A 25,666-nucleotide genomic window follows, 5' to 3' on the forward strand; every position below is an offset into this window, starting at 1 on the left:
GCGCCCACGATACGAACAGATTTTCCATTTTACAATACGAATGGAATTTTTCTTCAGATGACGTTCTTCGTCAGCGGGACGTCAGCCAGGGGCGTCTAGGCGATGGACAAGACGCAAACGTGACAAGAGGGGCGCCCACCATGAACCACCTGAAACTCGCCGCCAGCCTGCTGGCCCTGACCATCGCCGCGCCGGCCCTGGCGCAAGTGGCCACGCCGGACATCCAGGCGATCGGGACCACCGCCCCCACCGCCCGAGGCGGCGCCAACGGCGTGGTGCTGCTGCGCGACCCGACCGATCCCAAGAAGAGCGTGATCGCCGCCAGCGCCGAACTGGCAGGGCTGGAGTTCTACGGCCTGGACGGCCAGCGTCTCTCCAGCGTCCCCGGCGGCGAAGTCGAGGCGGTCGACGCGCGTGACGACGGCGCCCGCGCCATCCTGGTCGTGCTGGACAGCCAGGCCGGCGCCCTGCGCCTGTTCGGTCGTGACTACGCCAGCGGCCAGGTCACGGCGCTGAACGCCAAGCCGCTGAGCCTGGGCTATTCGGGCGAAGGCCTGTGCCTGCACCGCAGCGCCCGCGACGGCGCCCTCTACGCCTTCGCCATGGGACGTGACGGCCAGCTGGACCAGTGGCTGCTGTACCCCACCGCCAATGAAGGCAAGGGGGGCGGCCAGATGGATGGCCGCGTCGTGCGCCGCCTGCGCCTATCGTCCGAGGCCAAGTTCTGCGTCGCCGATGACGCGACCGGCGCGCTCTATGTCGCCCAGCAGGCGGTCGGCGTCTGGCGCTATGACGCCGATCCCGAGGCCGAGCCGGTCCCGACCATCGTCGACATCAACCGCCTGGGCCGCATCGCCGGCGAGGTCGGCGGCCTGGCCATCGTCGACGGCGGGCAAGGCGCCAATTACCTGGTGGCCGCCAACACCGACGCCGGTGAATTCAACGTCTATGACCGCGGCGCGAGCGACAAGTTCCTGGGCGGGTTCAAGGCCGGGACGGTCGAGAACCCCTCGGCGCTGTTTGGCCTGCGCGCGCCCGTCGGTCCGGGCCTGCCGGCTGGCGGCCTCTTGATCGCCGACGACCGCAAGCAAGGCGCCCACAGCAAAATCCTGTCCTGGGCCGACATCGCCGCCGCCCTGAAGCTACCGACCGGCGTCGACGCCCCGGCCGCCCCCAAGAGCAAGGTCGCCCTGGTGCACGCCACCATGGAGACAGAGCCGGTCGACCACGATGGCGACGCCGCCGACGATCCGGCCATCTGGGTCCACCCGACCGATCCGCACTTGAGCGCCATCATCGGCACCGACAAGAAGGGCGGCCTGGCCGTCTACGACCTGTCGGGCAAGCGCCTGCAGTTCCTGCCCGACGGCAAGATGAACAATGTCGACCTGCGCGGCGGCTTCAAGCTGGGCGGCAAGACCGTGACCCTGATCGCCGCCAGCGACCGCACCCACAAGTCGATCGCGCTCTACACGATCGATCCGGAGACGCGGCAACTGACCAGCGTCGCCGACGGTATTCAGCCCACGAACCTTTCGGATCCGTACGGCCTGTGCATGTACCGCGACCGCAAGGGCGGGACCTTCGTGTTCGTCGGCGATCCCGACGGCCTGGTCCGCCAGTGGAAGCTGACCGCCACCCCGGCCGGCAAGGTCAAGGCCGAGGCCGTCCGCGACCTGCGCTTCGACACCCAGACTGAAGGCTGCGTCGCCGACGACGAGAGCGGCGCCCTGTATGTCGCCGAGGAGGACGTCGCCCTGTGGCGGCTGGGCGCCGACGCCAAGGCCGGCCAGACCAAGAAGGCCATCGCCCGCGTCGCCGACAACCTCGCCCTGAAGGACGACCTGGAAGGGATCGGCCTCTACGCGCAAGCCGGCGGCAAGGGCTTCCTGGTGTTGTCCAGCCAGGGCAACAACACCTACGCCGTGTTCCGCCGCGAGGGCGACAACGCCTATGTCGGCAGCTTCGCCGTCACCGCCGACGGGTCCAAGGCGATCGACGGGATTTCCGAGACCGACGGCCTGGACGTGACCAGCGCCTCGCTGGGCTCGGGCCTGGAAGGTGGGGCGTTCGTGGCCCAGGACGGCCGCAACATTTCCCCGCCCGAGCACCAGAACTTCAAGCTCGTCCCGTGGTCGACCATCGCGGAAAAGCTGAAACTGTAAGGGAATCCGGCGAAAGCTTCGCCTGTCATTCTTTGTCACGAACGCGATGCAGAGCCGCAAGGCGGCGTCGCCAATCTCAGACCCGTAGCAGGGCCGCTCGCCCCCCGGAGCGGCCCCTGTTCGGGAGAATTTGGATGATCAAGACCCGTAACACTTTGTTGGCTTTGACCCTGCTGGGCGGCGTGGCCGTCGCCGGCGCAGCCGCCGCCGAACCGGTCAAGCTGCCCGCCAAGCAGGCCGCCCTCAGCGTCGACCACTTCCACGCCAAGACCCAGGTCATCGACGATCCGCTCGACATCGAGACCGTGATCAGCTCGGAACAGGGCTTCCGCAGCGGCCAGGGCCTGCTGAAGTCGCCCGCCAGCGACAACCACCTGCGCGCCTTCGTCGACAAGCGCTCTGGCGCCACGCGCTTCGAAGTGCGCCAGACCCTGATGTATCCCGGCTCGGTCCGCGGCTACGGCCAGGTCTCGTACCAGACCCGCCAATGGCCGGTCTCGGCGCCGCTGAACAAGATCCGCGACAACGCCAGCCACTGCTTCCTGTTCGAAGCGCCGGAAGTGTGCCGCGAGGAAGTGTCCTTCACGGTCTCCGAAGCCGAGCTGCGCAACGCCGCCACGACCTCGGGCGCCTGGGCCTTCAAGTTCTCGTCGGCAAAGGGCTACGAGCACCGCACCGCCATCACCCACGCCGAAATCGCCGGTCTGCTGAAGGCCGTCGACACCTACCGTCGCGCCCTGCCCGCCACTCAGGCGGCCGCGGACACCGTCTCAGGCAGCTAAGCCGCCCGCCGTATCCCGGAGTTACCCGCTATGAAAGTTCTCGCGTCCCTCGCCCTCGCGGCCGCCTGCGTGATCGCCTCCCCGGCATTCGCAGGTCCCCAAGGCACTGGCCTGACCTTCACCGAAGAGGTCGCCAAGAAAGCCCACCAGAAGAAGAAGGCCGAAGCCGCCGCCAAGCTCCAGGCTGGCCAGGCAGACAGCACCAGCAAGGACGCCAAGTCCGCTCCCGAGACCCGCCGCGCCAGCTAGGCCCGGCCCACGAACGGCCGCTGGGGATCTGAGCCCCCGGCGGTCCGCCCCCGCACGCAACCCCTACCTGCAAACCGCGTGCGGGGGCGACCTTTCGTCACCGTTTTCGGTCGAAGCCATGTGCTAAGACCTTGTTCGCGGCCCAGCCGCGCTTAAGTAGCCCAGGCGTATGGAATCTTCAGGTCACGGAACGATCGCTCTACCGCGTGAGATGGCGACTGCGCCGCTCGCGCCTTCTGTGCTGATTGTCGAGGACGATCCCGCCCTGCGCACCCTCTTGATGCGGCTGCTGCGCGAGGAAGGCTTCCAGCCGCTCAGCGCCGGCCACGGCGCCGAGATGGCGCGGGTGCTGGAGACCAACAAGGTCGACCTCATCCTGCTGGACGTCATGCTGCCCGGCAGCAACGGGTTCGACATCTGCCGCAGCATCCGCCGCGAGAGCGACGTGCCGATCGTCATGCTCAGCGCCCGCGACGACGAGACCGATCGCCTGATCGGCCTGGAGCTCGGCGCCGACGACTATATCGGCAAGCCCTTCAGCAAGAAGGAGCTGATCGCCCGCATCCGCGCCATCCTGCGTCGCACCCAGGCCGGGGCCCAGTCCAGCCAGCCGCGCGGCCACCAGCAGATGACCTTCGCCGGCTGGAGCCTGGATCCGGGCCGCCGCGAGCTGCTGTCGCCCGACGGCGCCTTCGTCGACCTGTCGGGCGCCGAGTTCGACCTGCTGCTGGCCTTCGTCAGCTCGCCCCAGCGGGTGATCGGCCGCGAGCGCCTGCTGGAGATGTCGCGCGCCCGTTTCTCGGACGCCTCGGACCGCAGCATCGACGTGCTGGTCAGCCGGCTGCGGCGGAAACTGGCCGTCACCGGCCAGGCGGAGTCCCTGCTACGCACCGTGCGCGGCGTCGGCTATATCTTCACCGCCCCCGTTGAGCGGCGATAATCTGGGAACGGCGATGAATTGGGAGCGGCGATGAAGCTGCTGCGGCTGTGGCCGCAGCGCCTGGTCGGCCAGGTCACCCTGGTTCTGATGTTGGCCGTGGCCCTGGAATTCATCGGCAGCTCGATCCTGTTCGAGAACAGCCGCCTCTACCCCAATCGTGACAATCAGATCCGCCGCGCCGCCGAACAGCTGGTCGCGGCCGAAACGATCTTGGAAACGGGTCCGGCCAACGAACGCGTCGCCGAGGCGGCGATGATCTCCAACCGGACCACCGAGCTGTCGTGGTCGCCCCTGCCTCATCTGGTCGACCGCAACCGTCCCGCCGAGAACCAGCTGAAGGACCGCCTGCGCGAGGCCGAGCCGTCTTTGCGTGGCCGCGTCCTGCGCCTGAACGCCGACACCGACCACGCCCTTCCGCGCGACACCTATCTGAAGACCTCGCTGCGCCTGCGTGACGGCTCCTGGCTGACCCTGAAGACCAAGATCCGCGCCGCGCCCTGGGCGGTGCTGCTGAGCAGCGTCGGCTCGGCCTTCATCCTGGGCCTGGGCGTCATCGCCGCCGCGGCGCTGGTGCTGCACAATCTCAGTCGCCCCCTGCGGGCCCTGGCCGAGGCCGCCGACAAGGTTGGCCAAGGCGCCCATGTCCGCATCGCCGAGAGCGGGGCCCGCGACCTCAAGCTGGTCGCCGAGGCCTTCAACGCCATGCAGGACCGCATCGCCGGCCTGCTGACGACTCGCACCGAGGCCCTGGCCGCCGTCGGCCACGACCTGCGCACGCCCCTGTCGCGCCTGCGCCTGCGGGCCGGCTTCGTCAAGGACGCCGAGGCCCGCGAGGCGCTGGAGGCCGATGTCGACGAGATGACGGCCATGCTCGACTCGCTGCTGGCCTATCTGGGCGGCCAGGAAGATCCCGAGCCGCAGCGCCGCACCGACCTGGCCGCCATCGCCATGACCCTGGTCGACGCCGCTGCCGACACCGAGCGCCCGGCGACCTATGCCGGCTTCGACCACCTGCCGGTCCATGCCCGGCCCGTGTCGCTGAAGCGGGCGGTCAGCAATATTGTCGAGAACGCCCTGCACTATGGCGGCGACGCCAGCGTGATCCTCACCCGCGAAGGCCGCACCGCCGTGCTGGCGGTCGAGGACAACGGTCCCGGCATCCCCGAGAACGAGCTGTCGGAAGTGCTGCAGCCCTTCCACCGCCTGGATAGCGCTCGCGCCCGCAACACGGCCGGCCTGGGCCTGGGCCTGACCATCGTCCAGCAGATCCTGCACCGCGAAGGCGGCTCGCTGGTGCTGAAGAACCGCCCCCAAGGCGGCCTGCGCGTCGAGATCAGACTACCCGCGCTTTAGCGCCCAAGGCGCCGCTTCGCCGACATCCTTTGTCACAAAGCCGCTGCAACGCAGCAAAACCCAGAAACCACCTTCGTACTGCGTCGGACGCTGCCCGTCCTGTCGCTCGCCGCGACGCCTTCCCCCCTTTCCTGGCGTCGCGGCGGCTATTTGTACGGAGGTTGCCTTGGAACAGTTTCTCGAACGGGCCGCGCTGTTTCGCGGTCAGGTCTTCCCCGCCCAGAGCGCGCTGTACGAGCGTCTGGCCAGCCATGGTCAAAGCCCGTCGGCCCTGATGATCTCGTGCGCGGACTCCCGCGTCGTGCCGGAACTCATCACCCAGGCCGCCCCGGGCGACCTGTTCGTCTGCCGTAACGCCGGCAACATCGTCCCGCCGTTCAGCCAAGCCAACGGCGGCGTCTCGTCGGCGGTGGAATACGCCGTCATGGCCCTGGGCGTGCGCGACATCGTCGTCTGCGGCCACTCCGACTGCGGCGCCATGAAGGCGTTCTCGAACCCGGCGGCCCTGGAGAAGATGCCGAACGTGGCCGCCTGGCTGCGCCACGCCCACGCCGCCCACAGCGTCGTCTGCAACGCCTATCACGGCCTGGACGAGCACGGCACGACCCGCGCGCTGTCGCTGGAAAACGTCGTCGTCCAGCTGAACCACCTGCGCACCCACCCGTCGGTGGCCTCGGCCATCGCCCAGGGCAAGCTGACCCTGCACGGCTGGTTCTTCGAGATCGAGACCGGCCAGATCCAGGCCTATAACGGCGACACCGGCCAGTTCGAGCAAGTCTACGAAGGCTCGCCCCTGCCCGTCGCCCAGCGCCCTTCCAAGCGCATGGTCGCCGCCGACCACCTGGGCATCGCCGCCGAATGACCCAAGCTGCCGCCTCCTCCCCTGGCGTCAAGCCTGGCTTCTCGACGATCCTGTCGCGTGACTTCATCGCGTCGATCGTCGTCTTCCTCGTAGCGATGCCCCTGTGTATGGGCATCGCCGTCGCCTCCGGCGTTCCGGCCGAGCGCGGCCTGGTCACCGGCATCATCGGCGGCATCATCGTCGGCGCCCTGGCCGGCTCGCCCCTGCAGGTCAGCGGTCCCGCCGCCGGCCTGGCCGTCATCGTCTTCGAGATCGTCGCCAAGCATGGCCTGTCCATGCTGGGCCCGATCCTGGTCGTCGCCGGCCTGATCCAGCTGATCGCCGGCGCCGCCAAGCTCGGCAACTGGTTCCGCGCTATCTCGCCGGCCGTCGTGCACGGCATGCTGGCCGGCATCGGCGTGCTGATCGTGGCGGGCCAGTTCCACGTCCTGTTCGGCGACTCGCCCAAGGCCCACGGCCTGCAGAACCTGGCCGCCATCCCCGGCGCCCTGGCTGGCGTGCAGTTCGCGACCCTGACCCAGGTCGAGGCCGCCCTGGCCGTCGGCGTGGTGACGATCGGCTCGATCCTGCTGTGGGAGAAGTTCCGTCCCAAGGCGCTGAAGCTGGTTCCGGGCGCCCTGCTGGGCGTCATCGCCGGCACTGTGCTGGCCACGGTCCTGGGCCTCGACGTTCAGAAGATCGTCGTACCGGAGTCGATCGCCGCGGCCATCGCCATCCCCGGCGTCGCCGACTTCGCCAAGATGGCCAACCCGATGCTGCTGGTGACCGCTGTCGCGGTGGCCTTCATCGCCTCGGCCGAGACCCTGCTGTCGGCCGCCGCCGTGGATCGCATGCACGACGGCGAACGCACCAAGTACAACAAGGAGCTGGGCGCCCAGGGCGTCGGCAACCTGCTGTGCGGCCTGGTCGGCGCCCTGCCGATGACCGGCGTGATCGTGCGCAGCTCGGCCAACGTCCAGGCCGGCGCCATGAGCCGCATGTCGGCCATCCTGCACGGCGTCTGGATCCTGGGCTTCGTCGCCCTGCTGCCCTGGCTGCTGCGCATGGTGCCCAGCGCCGCCCTCGCCGGCGTGCTGGTCGTCACGGGCTGGAAGCTGGTCAGCCTGCAACACGTGCGCCACCTGTTCGCGCGCTACGGCCTGCTGCCGGCGATGATCTGGGCGGCGACCTTCGTGATGGTCGTGGCCACGGACCTCCTGACCGGCGTGCTGGTCGGCATGGCCCTGACCCTGCTCGAGCTGATCCCCAGCCTCAAGAAGATGCGCCTCAACATCGCCCAGCACCGCCTGAGCGACGACGAGAGCGAGATCCGGCTGGAAGGCGCGGCCACGTTCATCCAGCTGCCCAAGATCGCCAAGGTCCTGGACGGCGCCCCCACCAAGGGCCGGGTTCGCCTGAACACCCGCGGCCTGACCAGCCTGGACCACACCGTCGCCGAGGCTCTCAGCGACTGGCTGAAAGGCAAGGCCCGGGCCGGGGTGAACGTCGAACTCCCCAGCTCTTGCGCCTTCGGCGACCGTCTCCGCGCGGCCCTCGCCCACTAGTCCCACCCGCCACTCCCCGGGAGCGCCACCGCGCTCCCGGGTTTTCTTCGTGAGAACGACAAGATGAACAAAGCCCAGGAACGCGCCGCCGATATCGCCACCCAGGTTCTGTGCGCCTATCTCAGCAACAATACCGTCTCGCCCGACGACCTGCCGGCCCTGACCGCCCGCACCTACGCCGCCCTCGAGGCGGTGTTCGCCGGTCCGGCCGCCGCGCCCGCCTTCGTCTCCACGCCAACGCCGGAAGAGATCACCGCCAGCGTCACGCCGGACGCCATCGTCAGCTTCGAGAACGGTCGCCGCTATCGCTCGCTGCGCCGGCACCTGAACCAGCTGGGCCTGACCGACGACCAGTACCGCGCCAAGTGGGGTCTGCCGGCCGACTATCCGCTGGTGGCCCAGAGCTTCTCGGACCTGCGCTCCAGCGCGGCCCGCGCCCAGCGCTTCGGCGGCATCGCCGTCGCGGCTGAGTAACAGGCAAAAGAAAAGCCCGGGCGATGAACGTCCGGGCTAAAGGAGTTAGGGAGGAAACGCCCAGGAAGGGCAGAGGCCAACGGCCTCACGAGGAGTGATCTATGTCCGATGAAATCGGTTTCAAGGTCGCAACACAGAAAAAACTTCCCTTTCACCGCGCTTGGCTTGCCCATGCCCTGTGGTATTGAGCCCGACCACGGTTGAGGGCCTGCGCCCGAAGCGAGCGCCGAGTCTCATGTCCGATCCCACCGATCCGAACGACACCCCTCCCGAGACCCCGGTCCGTAAGCCCAGGAAGCCTCGCGCCAAGGCCGCGATGACCGAGGCGGCGGCGCTGCCCGAGACCCCGGCCGAGCCTGCTGCTCCCAAGCCCCGTCGCCCACGCAAGCCGCGCGGCGTCGAGCAGGTCGCGCCCGAGCCGGAAACCGTCGAAGAGCCGGTGGCAGAACCCGAGGTTCTGCCGCAAGAAGCGCCGCCCGAGCCCGCCGAGACGCAGCTGCCGGAAGCCGTCGAGGCGGTTCCGGAAGCCGCCCTCTCCCCGGCCGAGCCGGTGCTGGCGAAGAAGCCGCCGATCTGGAAACGCCCCGCCTGGCTGATCGGCGCGGTCGCCGCCGTGGTGCTGGTGATCGTCCTGTTCGCCTCGCTGTTCTGGTCGCTGCCGCTGAGCCGCGCCCTGGAGCCGCTGAACAATTCCGCCATCGTGCTGGTGGCCGAGGACGGCTCGCCGATCGCCCGCCGGGGCTCGTACAAGGAAGCCCCGATCGACGTGGCCAAGCTGCCGGAGTACGTGCCCGGCGCCTTCGTCTCGATCGAGGACCGTCGTTTCTACAGCCACATGGGCGTGGACCCGAAGGCCATCGCCCGCGCCGTGGGCCGCAACGCCCAGGCCGGCGGCGTCTCGGAAGGCGGATCGACCATCACCCAGCAGCTGGCCAAGAACGCCTTCCTCAGCAGCGACCGCAACCTGCGCCGCAAGGCTCAGGAGGCTATGATCGCGGTCTATCTGGAAGCCCGGCTGACCAAGAAAGAGATCCTTTCGCGCTACCTGTCATCGGTCTATTTCGGCGACGGCGCCTTTGGCCTGCGCGCCGCGGCCCGGCACTATTTCGGCAAGCAGCCGGAGCAGTTGTCGATCGGCGAGGCCGCCATGCTGGCCGGCCTGGTCAAGGCGCCTTCGCGCCTGGCCCCAACCAACAACATCGAAGGCGCCCGCGAGCGCATGCGCGTGGTGCTGGGCGCCATGGTCGAGACCAAGACCATCACTCAGGCCCAGGCCGACGCGGTCGGCGACGTCTCGCCCGTCGAGACCCAGGACAAGCTGCCGACCGGTTCCTACTTCGCCGACTGGGCCCTGCCCCAGGCCCGCGCCTCGATCGGCGCCCGCTACGGCGAGACGATCGTCAAGACGACGCTGGATCCCGAGATGCAGGAGAAGGCCGAGCGGATCCTCAACGACTACATCGCCCGCGACGGCAAGGTCCTGAACATCACCCAGGGCGCCTTGGTGGCCATGCGCAAGGACGGCCGCGTCGTCGCCATGGTCGGCGGCCGCGACTACAAGACCAGCCAGTTCAACCGCGCCGACGGCGAGCGCCAGTCGGGCTCGTCGTTCAAGCTGTTCGTCTACCTGGCCGCCCTGCAGTCGGGCATGACCTCGACCAGCCCGATCCTCGACACCCCGGTGCAGGTCAGCGGCTACACGCCCCGCAACCACGAGGGCAAGTATCGCGACCGCGAGATCCCGCTGATCAGCGCCTTCGCCGCCTCGTCCAACGTCGCCGCCGTGCGCCTGGCCCATGACCTGGGCCCGGCCAAGGTGATCAAGGTCGCCCGCCAGCTTGGCGTCACCGAGAAGATCCCCGACGACCTGACCATGGCGCTGGGCACCGGCTCGATGAGCCTGACGCGGCTGACGGCGGCCTATGCTTCGGTGGCGGCCGGCGAGTATCCGGTCGTAGCCCACGGCCTGGACAGCTTCGCCAAGCCCAAGACCACCGCCTACGACCCCAAGGTGCTGGCCAATATGCGCGACCTGCTGCGCTCGGCCACCCATCGCGGCACGGGCCTGGAGGCGGCCATCCCCGGCGCCTTCGGCAAGACCGGCACCACCCAGGACTATCACGACGCCCTGTTCGTCGGTTACGTCGACGACCTGGTCGTGGGCGTGTGGGTCGGCAACGACGACAACAGCTCCATGAACGGCGTGGTCGGCGGCGGCGAGCCCGCCAAGATCTGGAAGGCTTTCATGCTGGCCGCCCTGGGTCGCCAGGTCGCCGCGCCGGTCGAGGAAGATCCGCTCGACGACCTGGGCCTGCCGCTGGAAGGCGAGATCGGCCCCGACGGCCTCCCGCTAGCCCCGCTGACGCCGACCGTCCCGGCCGAGCCCCTGGCCCCCGCGCCCAACAGCGGCGTGCCCCAGGCCCCGCCGCCGCCGGAGCCGCGCCCCTAACCTGGCCCTCGAGGGAGACCGACATGTCCGACGATCTGGTTCGCGATGAATTGTCGGCCCTCGCCGAGGCCCAGGCCGGCCCGTTCCGCGCCCGCGCCGAGGCCCGCGCCACCCGCGAAGGCCTGATCACCTTCGGGGTCGTCGTCAGCGGCGTCCTGCTGTCGGCGGCGCTGCTGGCCTGGGCCGTGCGGCGACCGGTGCGCTAGTAGCCGAGATAGGCGCGGCCCAGCCGCACAAGCTCGTCCTCGAACTCGCGGCTCTGCAGGAAGTCGGCGCCCTCCAGCACCGCCGCGCGCATGGCGCCGTGGACGGCCCGCGACAGCACGAAGGCCTGGACGCGGGTCAGCGGTCGGCCTTGAGCATCGGTGACCCCCGCCTCGGCCGCCGCGAACCGCTCCGCCAGTTCGGCATGGTCGGCGTCGGCCAGCAACGCCGAGACCGCGACCCGTCGCGCCCGCTCGCGGCCGGCGAAGGCCTGGACGAAGGACCGGATCATCGCCCGGTCGCGGGCCAGGCCTCCCGTGTCGCCCTCGGCTGCCGCCATCACCGTCTGGTGATACGCCTGCGTCTCGCGCAGGGCCAGGGCGCGCAGGATCGCCTGCTTGTCGGGGAAGTAGCGGTAGAGGGCGCCGATGCTCACGCCCGCCCGTTCGGCTACGGCGTTGGTATTGAAGCCGGCCTCGCCTGACGCTTCCAGAACCTGAGCCGCCGCTTCCAGGACGACGTCGACGGTGTCCCGGGCTCGGCTCTGGCGCGGGATTTTCCGCATGTTTTCAACGGCGCTCATGGCTGCTCTCCGTCCTTTGGAAAGTCGAGTAACAGAGCTTGGCCGCCTCCCCTAGCCTTCCGCTGGATCATACGGAGGGACGGACATGACCTGGGCGACCGAACGCCTCGACGCGCTGAAGGCGGGCGCTGCGACGCCACCGCCGATCGTACAGACCCTGAAGCTGGGGCTGATCGACGACTGGGGCGAAGGCTGGGTGAAGAAGTCCTGGCGGCCCACGCCGGAGCTGGCCACGGCCGACGGCTCGCTGTTCGGCGGCTATCTGGCGGCGCTGGCCGATCAGGTCCTCGCCTTCGCAGCGATGACCGTCGTCCCGCACGACCAGCTCTATCGGACCGTGAACCTGCAGATGAACTTCCTGAAGGTCGGCCGCGACGGGCCGCTGGCGATCGAGGCCAAGGTGGTGGCGCGGACCCGACAGCTGATCACGGCGCGGGCGGAGTTCCGGCGCGAAGACGGCGCGCTGATCGCCGATGCGACCGCCCAGCAGATCGTCATGGCGTTCGATCACTGGCGGGCGGAACAGGCGGCGGTGGAAGGGCTCAGTTAAAGGCTCCTTCTCTCTTAGAGAGAGGGATTTAGTCTCCCACCAGCTTCCCCGCCGGCGGCACGCGCACGATGAAGTGACCCTTCACGCCTTCGGGCCACTGGCGATACGGCACCACGCCCTCTTCGCTGGCGGCATAGGCCACGGCGTACGCCACGATCGCCTGCGCGGCCTCAGGCGTCGGTTCGAACCGCCCCAGCACGTAGCCGATCTTGCCCGGCGCGCGCAGGTGGATCGAGCAGTGCTGGGTGCAGTTGAACAGGCACGGCATCTCCTGGATCGCCACATCCGACCCGGCCGCCGCCTCGCGCAGGGCCGCCGCCAGCAGCGCCCCGCCGCGCACGCCGTCCGGCGTCTCGCGCTCTTCGGCCGCGACGCGGCAGGTGTTGCAGACCACGACGGCGGTCCCGTCGTCGGCGTCGCGCAGGATGCTCATGCCTCGCCCCTAGAGGCTCAGGCTCATTTCGGCAAGGACAGCCGGTAGACCAGCACCAGGTTGTCGTTGTCGCCGGTCCCGGTGTCGCCGTGCAGCGAGGCGTCGAAGTCCTGGCCATTGACGTGGCCCTTGGCCGTGGCGAAGTCATTGTCCGAGCCGACCAGCAGGAAGACGTCGCCGATCTTGTCGAAGGCCGAGCCGATGGCCATGGCCTCGATCTTCTCGGGCAGGCTGGTCGGGGTGGAGGGGCTGACCGACAGGTTGACGCCGAACTTGGCCAGTTGGACGGGGTTGAGGATGTTGATCAGCTCGGCCTGGGCGGCCGGCTTGATGTCGGCGTCCAGCGCGCCGTCCTTGGCGATCGGCTGGACGTCCTGCTCGTAGGGCGTGCCGACCAGGTTGGTCGCGCCCGCCAGGTCGACCAGCAGGATGCTCTTGTAGACCGGCGCATTGGCCGTGCCCTTGCCGCGACCGTTGCCGTCGCGCGCCAAGACCAACAGGCGGTCGTTGCTCAGCGCCAGAGCCTCGGACTGGGCGGCGGTGATGTCGGCGGGCTGGCCGTCGCCGTTTTCACGCACGGTCGGCAGCTGCAGCACGTAGTGGCCGATCGGGGCCTTGGGCAGCTTGGTCTTGGCGATGTCGTAGACCAGCACGCGGGTGTTGTTGCGGGTGGCGGCGCTGGACGACTGGTCCTGCATGGCCGCGCTCTGCAGCACCGCGATCAGCCGCGTGCCGTCCGGGCTGACGGCCAGGGCCTCCATACCCTGGTTGTTGCGGCGGCCCTGGTCCGGCGCCTTCTCGGCCCCGAAGTTCAGCTGGCCCTTCTTGATCGGCAGCAGGGCCGGAACGGTCTGGATCGCGCCGGTCAGCTTGCCGGTCTTGTCGAACAGGTAGATGCCCGCCGCGTACTCATCGGAAACGTAGAAGCTGCCGTCCGGCAGATAGACGATCGCCTCGCTGTCCAGGCTGAGCTTGCCCGCGCCCTCGCCGCTGGCCGGCGATGGATAACGCACGCCGCCGCGCTCGACGACGCCCGCGCCCGGATCCATGCCGGTGAACGGCTGGCCGGCGTCGTCCTTCAGCAGGAAGCCGCCGGTCGGGGTGATGGTCAGGCCCTTGCCGGGGACCAGCTTGATCGCGTGCTCGTGGACACGATTGGCGTAGTCGGTCGTGCTCTTGAACGGCCCGACATTGTTGGGGCCGCGATCCGGCAGGGTGCGGAGCACGCCGGTGTACGACCCGTCGGCGGCCTTCTTCCAGTTGGACAGCGCCATGCTGGAGAACGAGCCCAGGCTCTCGCCGGCGAAGTCGCGCGTCGCGGCCGGCAACCAGCCCACGGCGACCAGGCCGCGGTTCACATAGGTCTTGCCGCCGAACTGCACGATGACGTCTCCCGGGGTCTTGTCCCAGTGCTGGGTGACATAGGTCTGGGACTGAGCCGAAGCGCCCGCTGCAAAGGCCAGGGCGGCGATACCCACAATGGTTCCGGCAAGACGGCGGCGCGACATCGTGAGCTCCTCAAGTGCTTTCTAGACCTTGGGGGCGCTCTTAGGGAGCGACTGCGTAGGTTTTGTGACGATCACCGTCATCTAGACGCAGCAGAACTGTCATCAACGCATGGAATAGAGGCGGCGCATCGCAAAAACGGCGCCATAGACGGGAATCCCGCGCGGCGACCGAGATCAGGGGATATCCGAATGCTGCTCAGAACCGCCAGTGTGGTGGCTATCGCCGCCTGCCTCATGATGTCCGCTCAAGCTCACGCCGCCGACGCGCCGGCGCCCGCCGCGGACAGCACCGAACTCGACGCCGTCGTCATCGTCGGCAGCGGCCAGACCCGCTCGGTCACCACCCTGGTTCCGGCCAGCCTGGAAGTCCTGCCGCCGGGCACCAGCATCCAGAAGGCGCTGAACTTCCTGCCGGGCGTCAACGCTCAGTCGATCGACGCCCTGGGCGTCAACGAGCAGTCGCTGTCGCTGCAGGTTCGCGGCTTCAACACCACCCACCTGGGTTACTCGCTGGACGGCATGCCGTTGGGCGACGGCGCCTACAACAATTACAACGGCCTGACCATCAGCCGCGCCCTGATCTCCGAGAACCTGGGCCGCGCGGATCTCGCGACCGGCATCGCGGGCTTGTCGATCCCGTCGACCAGCAACCTGGGCGGCGCGCTGATCTACACGTCCAGCGATCCGAAGAAGGACATGGGCCTGTCGGTCAACGGCACCCTGGGCAGCGAGGACACCGCCCGCACCTTCGTCCGCTTCGACACCGGCGAGCACGGCGGCTTCTCGGCCTATCTGTCGGGCCACTACGCCCAGCAGGACCTGTTCGTGAACCAGGGCGCCTACAACAAGTCGACCGGCAAGCAGTTCAACGGCAAGGCGCAGTACCGCTTCGGCGACAACGTCATCACGGCCTTCGCCGACATCTCGCGCACCAACCAGGCCGACGACACCTACCTGTCCAAGGACATGGTCACGCGTCTGGGCTGGGACTGGGCCGGTTACGCCCCCAACTGGGACTCGTACGTCGCTCGCGCCGCCTGCTCGGTGGCCTCGCTGGCGTCCAAGTGCGTGACCTCGACCGCGCCGGAAAAGCTGGCAGACGTCACCTTCACCAACGGCCAGATCCTGCGTAACGACGAGCTCTACTACCTAGCCGGCGACTTCAAGGTCCGCGAGAACGTCACCGCGCGCCTGCAGGTCTATCGCCACACCGACGAGGGCGCGGGCAACAACTTCATCACCGGTCTGTCGAACCAGGGCACGACCTCGACCGCCGACGACCTGCCGGTCCAGATCCGCGACACCCGCTACACCATCGACCGCACGGGCGTGGTGGGCAATGTCGACTGGACGCTCGGCGCCCACCACATCCAGGCCGGCGTCTGGCTGGAAGACAACGTCTCCAGCGCCGCCCGCTACATCTGGACCAACGTCACCGGCCCGTTCAGCCTGGCCAAGTTCCTGGAAGGCCAGCCCGACACCGCCCAGTGGGTCCAGCAGACCAACTGGACCACCCAGCAGTTCTACCTGCAGGACACGGTGACCCTGCTGAACGATGATCTGAGCATCGACTTCGGCTTCAAGAGCACCCACGCCAAGTCCGACGCCCAGGCGTTGCGCGGCGTCGCCAAGGCCCCGGTGACGGCTTCGAGCCAGTTCGCCAGCGGCGTCCTGTACGCCAAGGACGACTTCCTGCCGGAAGTCGGCGCCCGCTATCGCATCGCCGAGGGCCACGAGGTCTTCGCCAGCTACGCCGAGAACATGGCCATGTTCCAGGGCGGCTTCAAGCTGGGCCCGCAGTCGGTCTCGCAGGCCGTCTGGGACGCGCAAGGCAAGTACCTGAAGCCGGAGACCTCCAAGAGCTTCGACGCCGGCTACCGCTACGTCGGCGACACCCTGCAGGTCTCGGTCGCGGCCTATGACGTGAAGTTCGAGAACCGCCTGCTGCAGTACAACCCCTGCCCGACCAACCAGCAGCAGAACCCCGGCTGCGGCAACTCCTTCCACAACGCCGGCGGCGTCACCAGCAAGGGCGCCGAGGTTGGCGTGCTGTGGCGTCCGGTGTCGTGGCTGAACTGGTACAACTCGGTCTCGTACAGCAAGTCGACCTACGACGAAGACCTGAACTGGTGCACGACCACCTGCGTGATCAAGCAGACCAAGGGCAAGCAGCAGGTCGACACGCCGAAGGAAATGCTGGCTAGCGTGCTGACGCTGAAGCAGGGCGGCTTCTCGGCCATGCTGCAGGGCAAGTACACCGGCCGTCGCTACTACACCTACACCAACGACCAGAGCTTCGGCGGCTACACGACCTTCGACCTGGGCGTCAGCTACAAGTTCGGCCCGGTCGGCTTCATGAAGGGCGCCAAGGCGTCGCTGAACGTCACCAACCTGACCAACGAGCGTCACGCCTCGAACTTCGACAGCAGCGTGTTCGCCCCGGATGACGCCGCCGGCAGCATCCTGGTGTTCCACGCGTCGGCCCCGCGCCAGGTGTTCGGCACGATCGGCTTCGAGTTCTAAGACAGACGTCTAGGGGTAGACGTCCCGAGGCTCTCCTCCGGCAACGGAGGAGAGCCTTTTACTTTGCGGCGGGCTCCATCAGCACGCGGGTGACGCCGTTGGTCCAGCCGAAGCCGTCCTGGGTGGGATACTCCCCGCCCCCGCCGGCCTTGGCCTCCTCGACGTCGTACTTCTCCAGCATCTTGCCGCTGGCCTGGTATTCGCGCTCGACCGTGGCCAGCCAGCGCTTGGCGATCTCGGCGGCCAGGGCGTCCTCGCCGTAGCGGCGCAGGCCCGAGACGGCGACCCACTGCAAGGGCGCCCAGCCGTTGGGCGTGTCCCACTGCTGGCCGGTGCGGACCGTGGTGGTGCGCAAGCCGCCGGGGGCCAGCAGCTCGTCCCAGGCCTTCTGGGCCACGACATGGGCCTTGCGCTCGTCGGCCGCGCCCACGAACAGCGGGTAGAAGGTCGCCGCGCTCAGATGGTCCAGGCGCTGGCCGGTCTTCCACTGATAGTCCAGATAGGCGCCCTTCTCCGGCGCCCACAGCCAGGTATCGATCGCGACCTTACGGGCCTTGGCGCGCTTATCGAAATCCTCGACGCAGCGCCAGTCGGCCAGGATCGAGCAGCCCTGCACGATCGCCGTCTCCAGGCCGTACATCAGGCTGTTGAGATCGACGGGGACGATCGCGGTCGTCTGGATCGTCGACAGCGACTGACCGTCCGCCATCCAGCGCGAGGAGAAGTCCCAGCCGCTCTCGGCCCCGGCCCGCAGGTCGCGGAACACGTCGGCGGCGGGGCGCGAACTCTTCAGCGCCGTCTCAAGGTCCTCACGGTAGGACTCGTCGCGCGGCGTGGCGCGGTCGTCCCAGTAGCGGTTCAGGACCGTGCCGTCGGCCAGGGCCACGACGCGACGGTGGGCCTGACCGGGCTTCAGGTCCTGCTCGCCTTCCATCCAGAAGGCGTGTTCGCGGCGCATCAAAGCCACGCGCGCCTTGTAGGCCTCGGGGTTGCGGGCGGCCGGCGACAGCCCGACCATGGCGAAGAAGAACGGCGGCTGCGAGCGGCTCAGATAGTAGGTCCGCGCGCCGTTGGGAATGTGGCCATAGGCGTCGATCAGCCCGCCGAAGTCGTCGATCATGTTGTCCACGAGATCGTCGCGACCGTCGGCCTTCAGGCCCAGCATCGTGAAGTAGCTGTCCCAGTAGTAGATCTCGCGGAAACGCCCGCCCGGCACGACGAAGGGCTTGGCCATGGCCAGCGCCGAGCCGCCCTCCACGGGGATCACCGACGGCTTGGTCAGGTGCGGCCACAAGGCGGCGATGTGGGCCTTGAGCGGCGGCCGCGCGGCGCTGGACTTCGGGGCCACTCCGGCCTCGGGGACGATGAAGTTGGCGCGCACGAAGCGCTTCAGCTCCGCGTCGCTGAACCGGGCGTGGGCGCGATAGGCCGACAGGATCTTCTCGGGCGCGCGCCGGGGAACCGCGTCGACGAAGGTCTTGCCGTCCGCGAACAGCCGCCGGGTCTGCACCTGGTGGAACAGCTCCTGATAGGTGTCCGCCGGCGTCGGGACCTTGGCCGCCAACTGGGCCTGGGCGGTCGAGGCCACGGCCAGGGCGGCCAGTGTCGCGGCGATCAGTCGGGCCATGCGGAGCCTTTCGAAAAGAAACGCGGACCGGGGGAGCCGGCCCGCGCGCAGGGAGTGGGGATACTGTTACGCGGGACTAGAAATTGTAACCCACCGACAGCCGCACCGACCGGCCCAGGATCGGGCGGGCGTTGGCGCCGCTGGTGGAACGCGGATCGCCCTCGGTCAGGCCATGGCTGTTGGTCAGATTGTCGGCGGCGACCTGGACGCTGAAGTCGCCGACGTTGAAGATCGCGCCCAGGTCGACCTTGGTGTAGCCGTTGAGCTTCTGGGTATTGGCGTTGTCGCCCCAGCGGTCGTCCACCGCGCTGACCGTGCCGTAGAAGGTGGTGGCCACCTCGCCAAACCGGACGTCGTAGCTGGGCGTGAAGCGCACCTGCCAGTTGGGCTGGCGCTGGGCGCTATTGCCCTTGTTGGCGGCGATCGAGGACTTCTTGATCTCGGTCTTCTGCAGGGTGCCGTTCAGCGCCAGCGACAGGCCGAAGTCCGAGCGCCAGCGACCGTCCAGCTCGATGCCGCGCGCCTTGTTGCCATTGGTCTCCAGCGTGCCGCCGACATCTGCGAACTTGGCCCCGTCGAAGCTGTTGGCGAAGCCCGTGGCGTACAGCTCGAACGGCCCCGAGCGCAGCTTGTAACCCAGCTCGTACTGCTTGACGCTGAGGGTGTCGGTCAGGTTTTCGCGGAAGTTGTCGAAGCTGGGGAACTTGTAGCCCTTGGAGTACCGCGCGAAGACGCCGGAGGTCTCCGAGAGGTCGTAGTTCAGGCCCGCCGTGTAGGAGAGCTTGCTCTTGCTGTAGTCGACTGTGCGGATGGCCAGGCCGTCCGGATAGCCATTGCCGTCGTCGACGACGTAGTCGGTGTCGAAGGTCTCGTGGCGCACGCCAACGTCCAGGCGCAGGGCCTCGCTGATCTTCCAGCTGTCGGCCAGGTAGAAGGCGTTGACCTTGCCGTCGCCGTTCGAGGTCAGGCCATAGGCCCAGCAGCCCGAGCCGCTGCCCGCCGTCGCCAGGTTGGCGCAACTGACGTTGGCCGCCAGGTAGTCGCCATTGGCCTTCACCTGCATCGGCTTGAAGTTGCCGATGGTCCAGAAGTCGTCCGACGAGAAGCTGGAGGCGTAGTAACCAGCCGAGATGGCGTGGTCGCCGATCGTCTTGCTGATGCTGAAGTCGTTGACGAAGGCCTCGATGTCCTTCTCGACGATCCACGCGCCCCAGTTCTGGACGTAGTCGCCCGTCCCCAGGGTCGCACCGCCGCGCAGGCGGACCGGGCCGCCGATCACCGACGCGACCGAGGCCGCCGTCACCGCCCCGCCGTCGGGCACCAGGCCGTAGGTGTCGGCGTCGCCCTTGGTGAAGCTGAAGCGGTCGCGGATGGTCCAGCCATCGCCGAACTCGTGCTCGAAGCTGCCGCCGGCCACATAGCCCTTCCAGCCGCGGCCGTGGGCCATGTCGAAGTCGCGCGTGCGGCCGTTGGCGTGGACCTGCAGGGTCTGCTGGCGCGAGAACTCGCCGATCTGGGTGTACTCGCCCTTGTCGATGCCGGGCACATTGACCGCGAACGGCAGGTACCAGGCGCCGTGGTCGTCGGTGAAGCGGGCGTAGAAATTGACCTTGCCGCGCTCAAGTCGCTTGGTCAGGTTGACCGTGAACTGCTGGCCCTTTTCGCTGTCGAACTGGGTGTCGCGGATGCCCGGCGAGCGGGTCACATAGCCGCCGGCCATGAAGTAGAGATCATTGCCCAGCTTGCCGCTGATCACCCCGTCGACGCGGCGCAGGCCGTAGTCGGAGGTCGTGGCCTTGACCAGGCCCTTGGTCTCCGGCCCGCCTTCCTTGAGCATGAAGTTGGTCGTCAGGCCCGGCTGGCCGTTCGAGAAGATCGGGTTGGGACCGCCGCGCAGGGCTTCCATCCGCGAGATCGTCTCGTCCACGCGGAAGATCGACGAGTTCTCCAGGAACGACAGGGTCGACGGCGGATAGATCGGCGAGCCCTGCAGCTGGATGGTCAGGAACTCGGCGTCGCCGGTGGCGGGAAAGCCGCGCACGAAGACGTTGGCGCCGGCCACCCCGCCCGAGGTCTCGACCCAGACACCGGGCACCAGGCTCAGCAGCTCGGCGCTGCTCTTGGGCGAGGCCTTCAGAATATCCTGGGCGTTGACGGTGGTGACCGCGAAACTGGCCGACAGCTTGTCGATGCCGGCGCCGCCGGGCGTGCCGACGACGATCACTTCCTCGACTTCGGCGGGTTCTTCGGGGCGGCTTTGTTCTACGGCGGCAGCCGTCGCGGCCGACTGGCCGGCGGCGCTGGCGCTGACCAGCAACGGCCGCTCGCGGATGGCGTAGACGCCGCTGGCGGTGGCCTGCACCACCAGGTTCGAGCCCGACAGCAGACGGCTCAGGCCCTCGTCGGCGGTATAGGCGCCCTTCAGCTTGGGCGCGCGCTTGCCGCGGGTCAGGCTCTCGTCAAAGGCCAGTTGCTTGCCCGAGGCCCGGCCGAAGGCGCGCAGGGCGCCGGCCAGGTCCTGGGCCGGAATGTCATAAGTCCTTTCTGGGGCTTGTTCGCGGGCCTGGGCCTGCACGGCGCCAGGCGCGGCAAAGGCCATCAGCACGGCCGCCGAAGCGCCCAGCAGCCAGCGTTGGTCGAAAGACTTGCTCATACGTCCCTCCCTCGCGCCGCTTGTTTTGTATATCGGCGCTTTCGGTAAGTGAGACGCCTCACTCCACCGAGGACTCACCGCCTTCGGTGAAGTTTTTTGGCTGGCGCTGGAAGGCGCGCAGAACGGTCTCGCCGCCCTGCCCGCTCACCGCGCGGACGGGCAGCACGGCGGTGACGCCGTCGATGAAAGCGCGCGTGTCGCCAGAGGTGAAGACCCCGCTGATCCGCAAGGAGGCGACGGTCGGATCGCCGATCCGGAGCTTCTCGCGGGCGTAGCGGTTCACCCGCTCGACGGCCAGCGACATGGGCTCATCCTGGAAGACCAGCTGGCCGGTTTCCCAGGCCCCGGCGCGCGCCGGATCGGTGGGCGACACGGAAGCGACCTCGGAATTGACCTGGGCGACCAGCTCGTGGTCGGGGGTCAGAGACTTCTCGGTCGGCGCGCCGTTGACCCGCAGCAGCGGCGGCGGACGGCCCTTGGCGCCCTCTCCGTCCAGCACGGCGACATGACCTTCGTAGAGCACGACCCGCATCTGGTCGGCGACGCGCTCGACGCTGAAGGTGGTGCCGGTGGCGACCACCAGCTTGCCGCCAGCCGCGACCGAGAACGGCCGCAGCGGATCCTTGGCCACCGCGAACTTGGCGCGGCCCTGGTCCAGCCACAGGCGGCGACGGTCGCCATCGTAGCGGACCTTCAGCACGGTGTCGGCGTCCAGCGAGGCGCGCGAGCCGTCGGCCAACTCGACGATGCGCCGCTCGCCCTCGGTGGTGCGATAGACATCCGGCAGGCTGGCCCGCCAAGTCAGGGCCCCGCCGAGGGCGACGGCGGCGACCACCGCGGCGGCGGCGCTCCAGATGGCCACGCGCGGGCCAGGCTTGCGGCTCCACTGCTGGCGCTGGGCGCGGCGCAGGTCGTTCAGGGCCTCGCCGCGCAGGGCGATCATGCCGGGCAGCGCGGCCTGCTGGTCCACCGCCCGCCAGGCGGCGACAGCGTCGTCGAGCAGCTCGCGATGGATCGGATCGGCGGCGAACCAGGCGTCCAGGGCGGTCTGCTCGGCCGGCGAGAGGTCGCCCTCCGACAGGCGCACACACCATTCGGCGGCGGCGTCGGCGGCGAGGTCCAGCTTGTCGTCCATTGGCCCGCTCATGGGTTCGCCCTCAGGCGTCGCGTCAAATGGCCCATGGCCTTGAGGATATGCTTCTGCACGCCGCTGGTGGTCATGCCGTAGAGGGTCGCCAGTTCAGCCTGCTTCATGCCTTCCAGACGGTACAACAGGAAGATGGCCCGCGTCCGTTCGGGCAGCTCGCGCAGGGCCCGGGAGACTTCGCCCAGGTCCTCGCGGCCCTGCAGGATGCGGGCGGGGTCGATCGGCTCCAGGTCGGCCGGATCGCCGGCCGCCATGGCGGCGCGGTAGCCGGCCCGCACCCGCTCGCGCCGATGACGGTCGCGCAGCAGGTTGGCAGCCATCTGGAAGACATAGGCGTCGGGGTTCTGCATGGCCGGGTCTTCCACCCGCGCCAGCTTGGCGAACAGCTCCTGGGTCATGTCCTCGGCGTCGCTGTGGCTGGCGGCGCGGCGCATGAAGAAGGCCATCAGCGCTGGCCTGTAGCGCCGATCCAACCCGCGAAGATCGTGTGGCGTGGCTTGCCCCACGGCTTGCACCTCATGACTGCTCTCCACAGTCATGACGCACATCGCCCCCTCACGCACACCACAGCTCGCGAAATTTTTCATCGGAAAGCGCGCGCAGGCGTTTCAGTCCCGATGCGCATCGCCACGTTCAACATCAACGGCGTCAACGGCCGACTCGCCTCGCTTCTGCGATGGCTGGAGGAAGACAAGCCCGACATCGCCTGCCTGCAGGAGCTGAAGGCACCGCAGGACCGCTTTCCGGCTGCGGCGATCCGCGCTGCCGGCTACGGCGCCGTCTGGCACGGCCAAAGCGCCTGGAATGGCGTAGCGATCCTGGCGCGCGGGATCGAACCCGTCGAGCGCCGCCGAGGGCTGGCGGGCGATCCCGGAGACACCCACAGTCGTTATATCGAGGCCGATGTCGGCGACCTGATCGTCGGCTGCCTCTACGCCCCGAACGGCAATCCCGCGCCAGGGCCCAAGTTCGACTACAAGCTGAAATGGCTGGCGCGGTTCCTGCTGCATGCCGAAGACCTGCTGGAGGGTAACCGGCCGGTGATCCTGGCCGGCGACTACAACATCATCCCGACGGACCTGGACGTCTATGTTCCCGATCGTTGGCGCGACGACGCGCTGTTCCGGTCCGAGGTGCGAACGGCCTATCGCTACATGATCGACCAAGGCTGGACCGACGCCTTGCGGACCCTGCATCCGGATGAGCGGATCTATACGTTCTGGGACTATCTGCGCCATCGGTTCGACCGGGACGCGGGGCTGCGGATCGACCACCTGATGCTCGACCCGCGCCTGGCCAAGCGGCTGGTCGCCGCCGGGGTCGACCGGCACGTGCGGGCTCGCGAGAAGCCCAGCGACCACGCGCCGGTCTGGGTGGAGCTGCGCGACTAGGCTGCCAACCGCACGATGATCCCGATCCCTAAGGCCGCGAAGGCCACGGCGACGGGGATCGTCAGGATCTGGGCGAGAGCCTCACGACCCGTGACATGGCCGGTCCAGGTGGACAGGCCCCGCTCCAGGAAGTCGGCGAGGTCGGGACGACGCTGGCCGGTCTTGGGCTCGACCTTCAGGAACACCCACGGCACGCCCAGGTACATGGCCAGATAAACGGCGCAGACACCCAGGTTGAACAACACGTCGCCGGCCCCGAGAAAGGCCCAGCCGAACGCGACCAGGATGGAGGCGTACGCGGCGACGATCATCCAGCCCACCGCCTTGGGCAGGTCGGCCGCGGCCGCCTCGCCCATCCTGGCGGCGATCGGCGCCGGGCCTTCATAGGGCTCGACATTGGTGACGAAGACGGAATACGGCGCGTGTTCCATGGCTTGCGCTCCTTTCCTTGCGCGAGACTAGGCTGCGAGCAGTTCGTCGGCTGGGCCGAAGAACTCGTAGTGGATGCGGTCGGCGGGCACCCCGGCGGCGGCCAGGCCGCTGACCAGGATCCGCAGGAAGGGCTTGGGCCCGCACAGGTAGAAGTCAGCCGTGTCGAACGGCGTCTGGGCCTGCAGCCAGGCGATCGAGACGAAGCCTTCGACGTCGTGGCTGTCGCCCAGTACGTCGCCGGCCGCCGGCTCACTGTAGAAGGTCGAGACCCGCGTCCCGCCATGGGCCGCCGCCAGAGCCTTCACATGATCGGCCATGGCGTGGACATCTCCGTTCAGCGCGCCGTGGACGAAGTGGGCCTCCAGCTCCGGATGCTCGGCGGCGATGGTCTCCAGCATGGCGACCATCGGGGTCATGCCGACGCCGCCGCTTAGCAGCACCACCGGACGCTCGGCGGGCTTGAGGTGGAAGTCGCCGGCCGGCGGGGTGGCCATCAGGACGTCGCCGACCTGGATGGCGTCGTGCAGGTGGCCCGAAGCGACCCCATGCGTCTCGCGCTTGACCGAGATGCGATAGGTCTCGCCGTTGGCGGCCTGGCTGATCGAGTAGTTGCGCTTCACGCCCTTCTGGCTCGCGGTATCGAAGGCGAAGGTCAGGAACTGGCCGGGGTTGTGGGCCACGACCTTGCCGCCGTCCTGCGGACGCAGCACGAACGAGGTGATCACCGCGCTCTCGCGGACCTTGCTCTCGACCACGAAGGCGCGCCAACCGCTCCAGCCGCCCTCCTGGGCCTCGACGCTCTGGCGGATGTCGGTCTCGCGGCCTTGCAGGATGGCGGCCAGGAACCAGTAGGCCTCGCCCCAGGCTTCGAGGATCTCGTCGGTGGCGACGTCGCCCAGGACTTCCTTGATGGCCTCCAGCAGAGCCGTGGCCACATAGGGATAGTGCTCGGGCAGGATGTGATAGCCGACGTGCTTCTGGGCCATGCGCTCCACGACAGGGCCAAGGACACCGAGGTTATCGATGTTGCGGGCATAGGCCAGGATGCCGCCGGCCAGCGCCTTCACCTGCGCGCCCGACTCCTGGTTGGCCTGGTTGAACAGGGCGCGGATGTGGTCGGTCTCGAACAAGCGCTTGTACATCGCGCCGGTGATCGTCGCGCCATGCTCCGTCAGGGCCGGAACCGTAGCCTTGACCAGGGCGATCGTCTTGCCGCTCAGCGGGGTCGTCATCGGAGGTGCTCTCGGTTATAATATGCAGACAAAATGCATCTATACCCACGCCAGAGCTGGAACAAGAAAAGATGCTCCTTAAGTACCTGTTTAGCCGCCCCGCTCGACGCGGCCCAAACGGACCTGTAAGCGACCCCTACCGATGCGCCTGACCCGCTACACCGACTATGCGATCCGCGTGCTGATGCACCTGGCCGCGCACGACGACCAGACGGTCTCGATCCAGGAGATCGCGCGCGCCTACGACATCTCCAAGGACCACCTGATGAAGGTGGTGCAGCAGCTGTCCAAGGCCGGCTTCGTGGCCGCCCAGCGCGGACGCGGCGGCGGCCTGCGGCTGGGCAAGCCGGCGTCAGAGATCCGTATCGGCGACGTGGTGCGTCAGACCGAGGACGGCTTCCAGCTGGTCGACTGCGGCAGCTGCAAGGTCGCCCCGGTCTGCGGTCTGCCCCGCACCCTGAACCAGGCCGCCGCCGCCTTCCTGGCCGTGCTGGACGCCCAGACCCTGGAGCAGATCCTGGCCGACAAGACCGGCGCGCGACGGCTGCTGGCGCTGGCCGACTAG

General features: G+C 68.4%; 23 protein-coding genes. 14 read left to right on the forward strand and 9 right to left on the reverse strand.

Features of this window, described 5'->3' with window-relative positions; genetic code table 11:
* Positions 1–140 precede the first annotated feature (140 nt).
* The 10 genes from AC1RR5_RS16900 to AC1RR5_RS16945 all read left to right on the forward strand — a co-directional run bounded on the left by AC1RR5_RS16900 (position 141) and on the right by AC1RR5_RS16945 (position 11,024).
* Positions 141–2,165, forward strand: a complete 2,025-nt coding sequence (locus AC1RR5_RS16900) for a phytase (RefSeq protein WP_492923160.1) — start codon at positions 141–143, stop codon at positions 2,163–2,165.
* 134 nt (positions 2,166–2,299) lie between these two features.
* Positions 2,300–2,947, forward strand: a complete 648-nt coding sequence (locus AC1RR5_RS16905) for a hypothetical protein (protein ID WP_492923162.1) — start codon at positions 2,300–2,302, stop codon at positions 2,945–2,947.
* Between the two features lie 30 nt (positions 2,948–2,977).
* Positions 2,978–3,196 (forward strand): hypothetical protein, encoded by a 219-nt coding sequence (locus AC1RR5_RS16910; protein WP_492923164.1) that lies wholly within the window; start codon positions 2,978–2,980, stop codon positions 3,194–3,196.
* Positions 3,197–3,434: 238 nt separating this feature from the next.
* Positions 3,435–4,136, forward strand: coding sequence for a response regulator (locus tag AC1RR5_RS16915; protein ID WP_492923166.1), 702 nt, complete (start codon positions 3,435–3,437; stop codon positions 4,134–4,136).
* A gap of 30 nt (positions 4,137–4,166) precedes the next feature.
* Positions 4,167–5,489, forward strand: coding sequence for an ATP-binding protein (locus tag AC1RR5_RS16920; RefSeq protein ID WP_492923168.1), 1,323 nt, complete (start codon positions 4,167–4,169; stop codon positions 5,487–5,489).
* Positions 5,490–5,655: 166 nt separating this feature from the next.
* Positions 5,656–6,351 carry a carbonic anhydrase gene (locus AC1RR5_RS16925; RefSeq protein ID WP_454715436.1) on the forward strand — a complete coding sequence of 232 codons (696 nt, stop codon included), beginning with the start codon at positions 5,656–5,658 and terminating at the stop codon, positions 6,349–6,351.
* Entirely contained in the window at positions 6,348–7,895 is a 1,548-nt protein-coding gene (locus AC1RR5_RS16930) for a SulP family inorganic anion transporter (RefSeq protein ID WP_492923170.1), read from the forward strand. The genes AC1RR5_RS16925 and AC1RR5_RS16930 overlap by 4 nt, the downstream gene beginning before the upstream one ends.
* 63 nt (positions 7,896–7,958) lie before the next feature.
* Entirely contained in the window at positions 7,959–8,369 is a 411-nt protein-coding gene (locus AC1RR5_RS16935) for a Ros/MucR family transcriptional regulator (protein ID WP_492923172.1), read from the forward strand.
* Positions 8,370–8,604: 235 nt separating this feature from the next.
* Positions 8,605–10,818, forward strand: coding sequence for a transglycosylase domain-containing protein (locus tag AC1RR5_RS16940; RefSeq protein WP_492923174.1), 2,214 nt, complete (start codon positions 8,605–8,607; stop codon positions 10,816–10,818).
* A 23-nt stretch (positions 10,819–10,841) separates the two neighbouring features.
* A complete protein-coding gene (locus AC1RR5_RS16945; protein ID WP_492923176.1) occupies positions 10,842–11,024 on the forward strand; it encodes a hypothetical protein in 183 nt (60 codons plus the stop codon).
* Here AC1RR5_RS16945 and AC1RR5_RS16950 read toward each other — a convergent pair.
* On the reverse strand, positions 11,021–11,605 hold the full coding sequence (locus AC1RR5_RS16950) for a TetR/AcrR family transcriptional regulator (RefSeq protein ID WP_492923178.1): 585 nt from the start codon (positions 11,603–11,605) through the stop codon (positions 11,021–11,023). The genes AC1RR5_RS16945 and AC1RR5_RS16950 overlap by 4 nt on opposite strands.
* 85 nt (positions 11,606–11,690) lie before the next feature.
* On the opposite strand from AC1RR5_RS16950, the gene AC1RR5_RS16955 reads away from it, so the two are divergent.
* The gene (locus tag AC1RR5_RS16955; RefSeq protein WP_492923180.1) at positions 11,691–12,155 is read left to right on the forward strand and encodes a PaaI family thioesterase; all 465 of its coding nucleotides are present in this window, start codon (positions 11,691–11,693) and stop codon (positions 12,153–12,155) included.
* A 28-nt stretch (positions 12,156–12,183) separates the two neighbouring features.
* On the opposite strand, the gene AC1RR5_RS16960 is transcribed toward AC1RR5_RS16955, so the two are convergent.
* Together AC1RR5_RS16960 and AC1RR5_RS16965 are read right to left on the reverse strand one after the other, a co-directional pair.
* On the reverse strand, positions 12,184–12,588 hold the full coding sequence (locus AC1RR5_RS16960; protein ID WP_492923182.1) for a DUF1636 domain-containing protein: 405 nt from the start codon (positions 12,586–12,588) through the stop codon (positions 12,184–12,186).
* A gap of 23 nt (positions 12,589–12,611) precedes the next feature.
* Complete coding sequence (locus AC1RR5_RS16965; RefSeq protein WP_492923184.1) at positions 12,612–14,096, reverse strand: esterase-like activity of phytase family protein; 1,485 nt, start codon at positions 14,094–14,096, stop codon at positions 12,612–12,614.
* Positions 14,097–14,285: 189 nt separating this feature from the next.
* On the opposite strand from AC1RR5_RS16965, the gene AC1RR5_RS16970 reads away from it, so the two are divergent.
* Entirely contained in the window at positions 14,286–16,619 is a 2,334-nt protein-coding gene (locus AC1RR5_RS16970) for a TonB-dependent receptor (RefSeq protein WP_492923186.1), read from the forward strand.
* Positions 16,620–16,677: 58 nt separating this feature from the next.
* Here AC1RR5_RS16970 and treF read toward each other — a convergent pair whose 3' ends face one another.
* The 4 genes from treF to AC1RR5_RS16990 all read right to left on the reverse strand — a co-directional run bounded on the left by treF (position 16,678) and on the right by AC1RR5_RS16990 (position 22,594).
* A complete protein-coding gene (gene treF, locus AC1RR5_RS16975) occupies positions 16,678–18,246 on the reverse strand; it encodes an alpha,alpha-trehalase TreF (protein WP_492923188.1) in 1,569 nt (522 codons plus the stop codon).
* Between the two features lie 76 nt (positions 18,247–18,322).
* The gene (locus AC1RR5_RS16980; RefSeq protein WP_492923190.1) at positions 18,323–20,899 is read right to left on the reverse strand and encodes a TonB-dependent receptor; all 2,577 of its coding nucleotides are present in this window, start codon (positions 20,897–20,899) and stop codon (positions 18,323–18,325) included.
* Between the two features lie 58 nt (positions 20,900–20,957).
* Positions 20,958–22,034 (reverse strand): FecR family protein, encoded by a 1,077-nt coding sequence (locus tag AC1RR5_RS16985; RefSeq protein WP_492923192.1) that lies wholly within the window; start codon positions 22,032–22,034, stop codon positions 20,958–20,960.
* An 8-nt stretch (positions 22,035–22,042) separates the two neighbouring features.
* Positions 22,043–22,594: an RNA polymerase sigma factor gene (locus tag AC1RR5_RS16990; protein WP_492923194.1), complete on the reverse strand. Its 552-nt coding sequence runs from the start codon at positions 22,592–22,594 to the stop codon at positions 22,043–22,045.
* Positions 22,595–22,663: 69 nt separating this feature from the next.
* Here AC1RR5_RS16990 and xth point away from each other — a divergent pair, with 69 nt between their 5' ends.
* Complete coding sequence (gene xth / locus AC1RR5_RS16995) at positions 22,664–23,437, forward strand: exodeoxyribonuclease III (protein ID WP_492923196.1); 774 nt, start codon at positions 22,664–22,666, stop codon at positions 23,435–23,437.
* Here xth and AC1RR5_RS17000 read toward each other — a convergent pair.
* Positions 23,434–23,868 carry a hypothetical protein gene (locus AC1RR5_RS17000; protein WP_492923198.1) on the reverse strand — a complete coding sequence of 145 codons (435 nt, stop codon included), beginning with the start codon at positions 23,866–23,868 and terminating at the stop codon, positions 23,434–23,436. The two genes, xth and AC1RR5_RS17000, sit on opposite strands and share 4 nt — an antisense overlap.
* 27 nt (positions 23,869–23,895) lie before the next feature.
* The gene (gene hmpA, locus AC1RR5_RS17005) at positions 23,896–25,101 is read right to left on the reverse strand and encodes an NO-inducible flavohemoprotein (protein WP_492923200.1); all 1,206 of its coding nucleotides are present in this window, start codon (positions 25,099–25,101) and stop codon (positions 23,896–23,898) included.
* A gap of 142 nt (positions 25,102–25,243) precedes the next feature.
* On the opposite strand from hmpA, the gene AC1RR5_RS17010 reads away from it, so the two are divergent.
* On the forward strand, positions 25,244–25,666 hold the full coding sequence (locus tag AC1RR5_RS17010; protein ID WP_492923202.1) for an Rrf2 family transcriptional regulator: 423 nt from the start codon (positions 25,244–25,246) through the stop codon (positions 25,664–25,666).

Source organism: Caulobacter sp. GW821-FHT11E11, assembly GCF_058808315.1.

Coding starts and splice junctions, on each gene's coding strand:
- AC1RR5_RS16900 (WP_492923160.1), top strand. CDS start 141: ATGAACCACCTGAAACTCGCCGCCAGCCTGCTGGCCCTGACCATCGCC.
- AC1RR5_RS16905 (WP_492923162.1), top strand. CDS start 2,300: ATGATCAAGACCCGTAACACTTTGTTGGCTTTGACCCTGCTGGGCGGC.
- AC1RR5_RS16910 (WP_492923164.1), top strand. CDS start 2,978: ATGAAAGTTCTCGCGTCCCTCGCCCTCGCGGCCGCCTGCGTGATCGCC.
- AC1RR5_RS16920 (WP_492923168.1), top strand. CDS start 4,167: ATGAAGCTGCTGCGGCTGTGGCCGCAGCGCCTGGTCGGCCAGGTCACC.
- AC1RR5_RS16930 (WP_492923170.1), top strand. CDS start 6,348: ATGACCCAAGCTGCCGCCTCCTCCCCTGGCGTCAAGCCTGGCTTCTCG.
- AC1RR5_RS16935 (WP_492923172.1), top strand. CDS start 7,959: ATGAACAAAGCCCAGGAACGCGCCGCCGATATCGCCACCCAGGTTCTG.
- AC1RR5_RS16940 (WP_492923174.1), top strand. CDS start 8,605: ATGTCCGATCCCACCGATCCGAACGACACCCCTCCCGAGACCCCGGTC.
- AC1RR5_RS16945 (WP_492923176.1), top strand. CDS start 10,842: ATGTCCGACGATCTGGTTCGCGATGAATTGTCGGCCCTCGCCGAGGCC.
- AC1RR5_RS16950 (WP_492923178.1), bottom strand. CDS start 11,605: ATGAGCGCCGTTGAAAACATGCGGAAAATCCCGCGCCAGAGCCGAGCC.
- AC1RR5_RS16955 (WP_492923180.1), top strand. CDS start 11,691: ATGACCTGGGCGACCGAACGCCTCGACGCGCTGAAGGCGGGCGCTGCG.
- AC1RR5_RS16960 (WP_492923182.1), bottom strand. CDS start 12,588: ATGAGCATCCTGCGCGACGCCGACGACGGGACCGCCGTCGTGGTCTGC.
- AC1RR5_RS16965 (WP_492923184.1), bottom strand. CDS start 14,096: ATGTCGCGCCGCCGTCTTGCCGGAACCATTGTGGGTATCGCCGCCCTG.
- AC1RR5_RS16970 (WP_492923186.1), top strand. CDS start 14,286: ATGCTGCTCAGAACCGCCAGTGTGGTGGCTATCGCCGCCTGCCTCATG.
- treF (WP_492923188.1), bottom strand. CDS start 18,246: ATGGCCCGACTGATCGCCGCGACACTGGCCGCCCTGGCCGTGGCCTCG.
- AC1RR5_RS16980 (WP_492923190.1), bottom strand. CDS start 20,899: ATGAGCAAGTCTTTCGACCAACGCTGGCTGCTGGGCGCTTCGGCGGCC.
- AC1RR5_RS16985 (WP_492923192.1), bottom strand. CDS start 22,034: ATGGACGACAAGCTGGACCTCGCCGCCGACGCCGCCGCCGAATGGTGT.
- AC1RR5_RS16990 (WP_492923194.1), bottom strand. CDS start 22,594: ATGTGCGTCATGACTGTGGAGAGCAGTCATGAGGTGCAAGCCGTGGGG.
- xth (WP_492923196.1), top strand. CDS start 22,664: ATGCGCATCGCCACGTTCAACATCAACGGCGTCAACGGCCGACTCGCC.
- AC1RR5_RS17000 (WP_492923198.1), bottom strand. CDS start 23,868: ATGGAACACGCGCCGTATTCCGTCTTCGTCACCAATGTCGAGCCCTAT.
- hmpA (WP_492923200.1), bottom strand. CDS start 25,101: ATGACGACCCCGCTGAGCGGCAAGACGATCGCCCTGGTCAAGGCTACG.
- AC1RR5_RS17010 (WP_492923202.1), top strand. CDS start 25,244: ATGCGCCTGACCCGCTACACCGACTATGCGATCCGCGTGCTGATGCAC.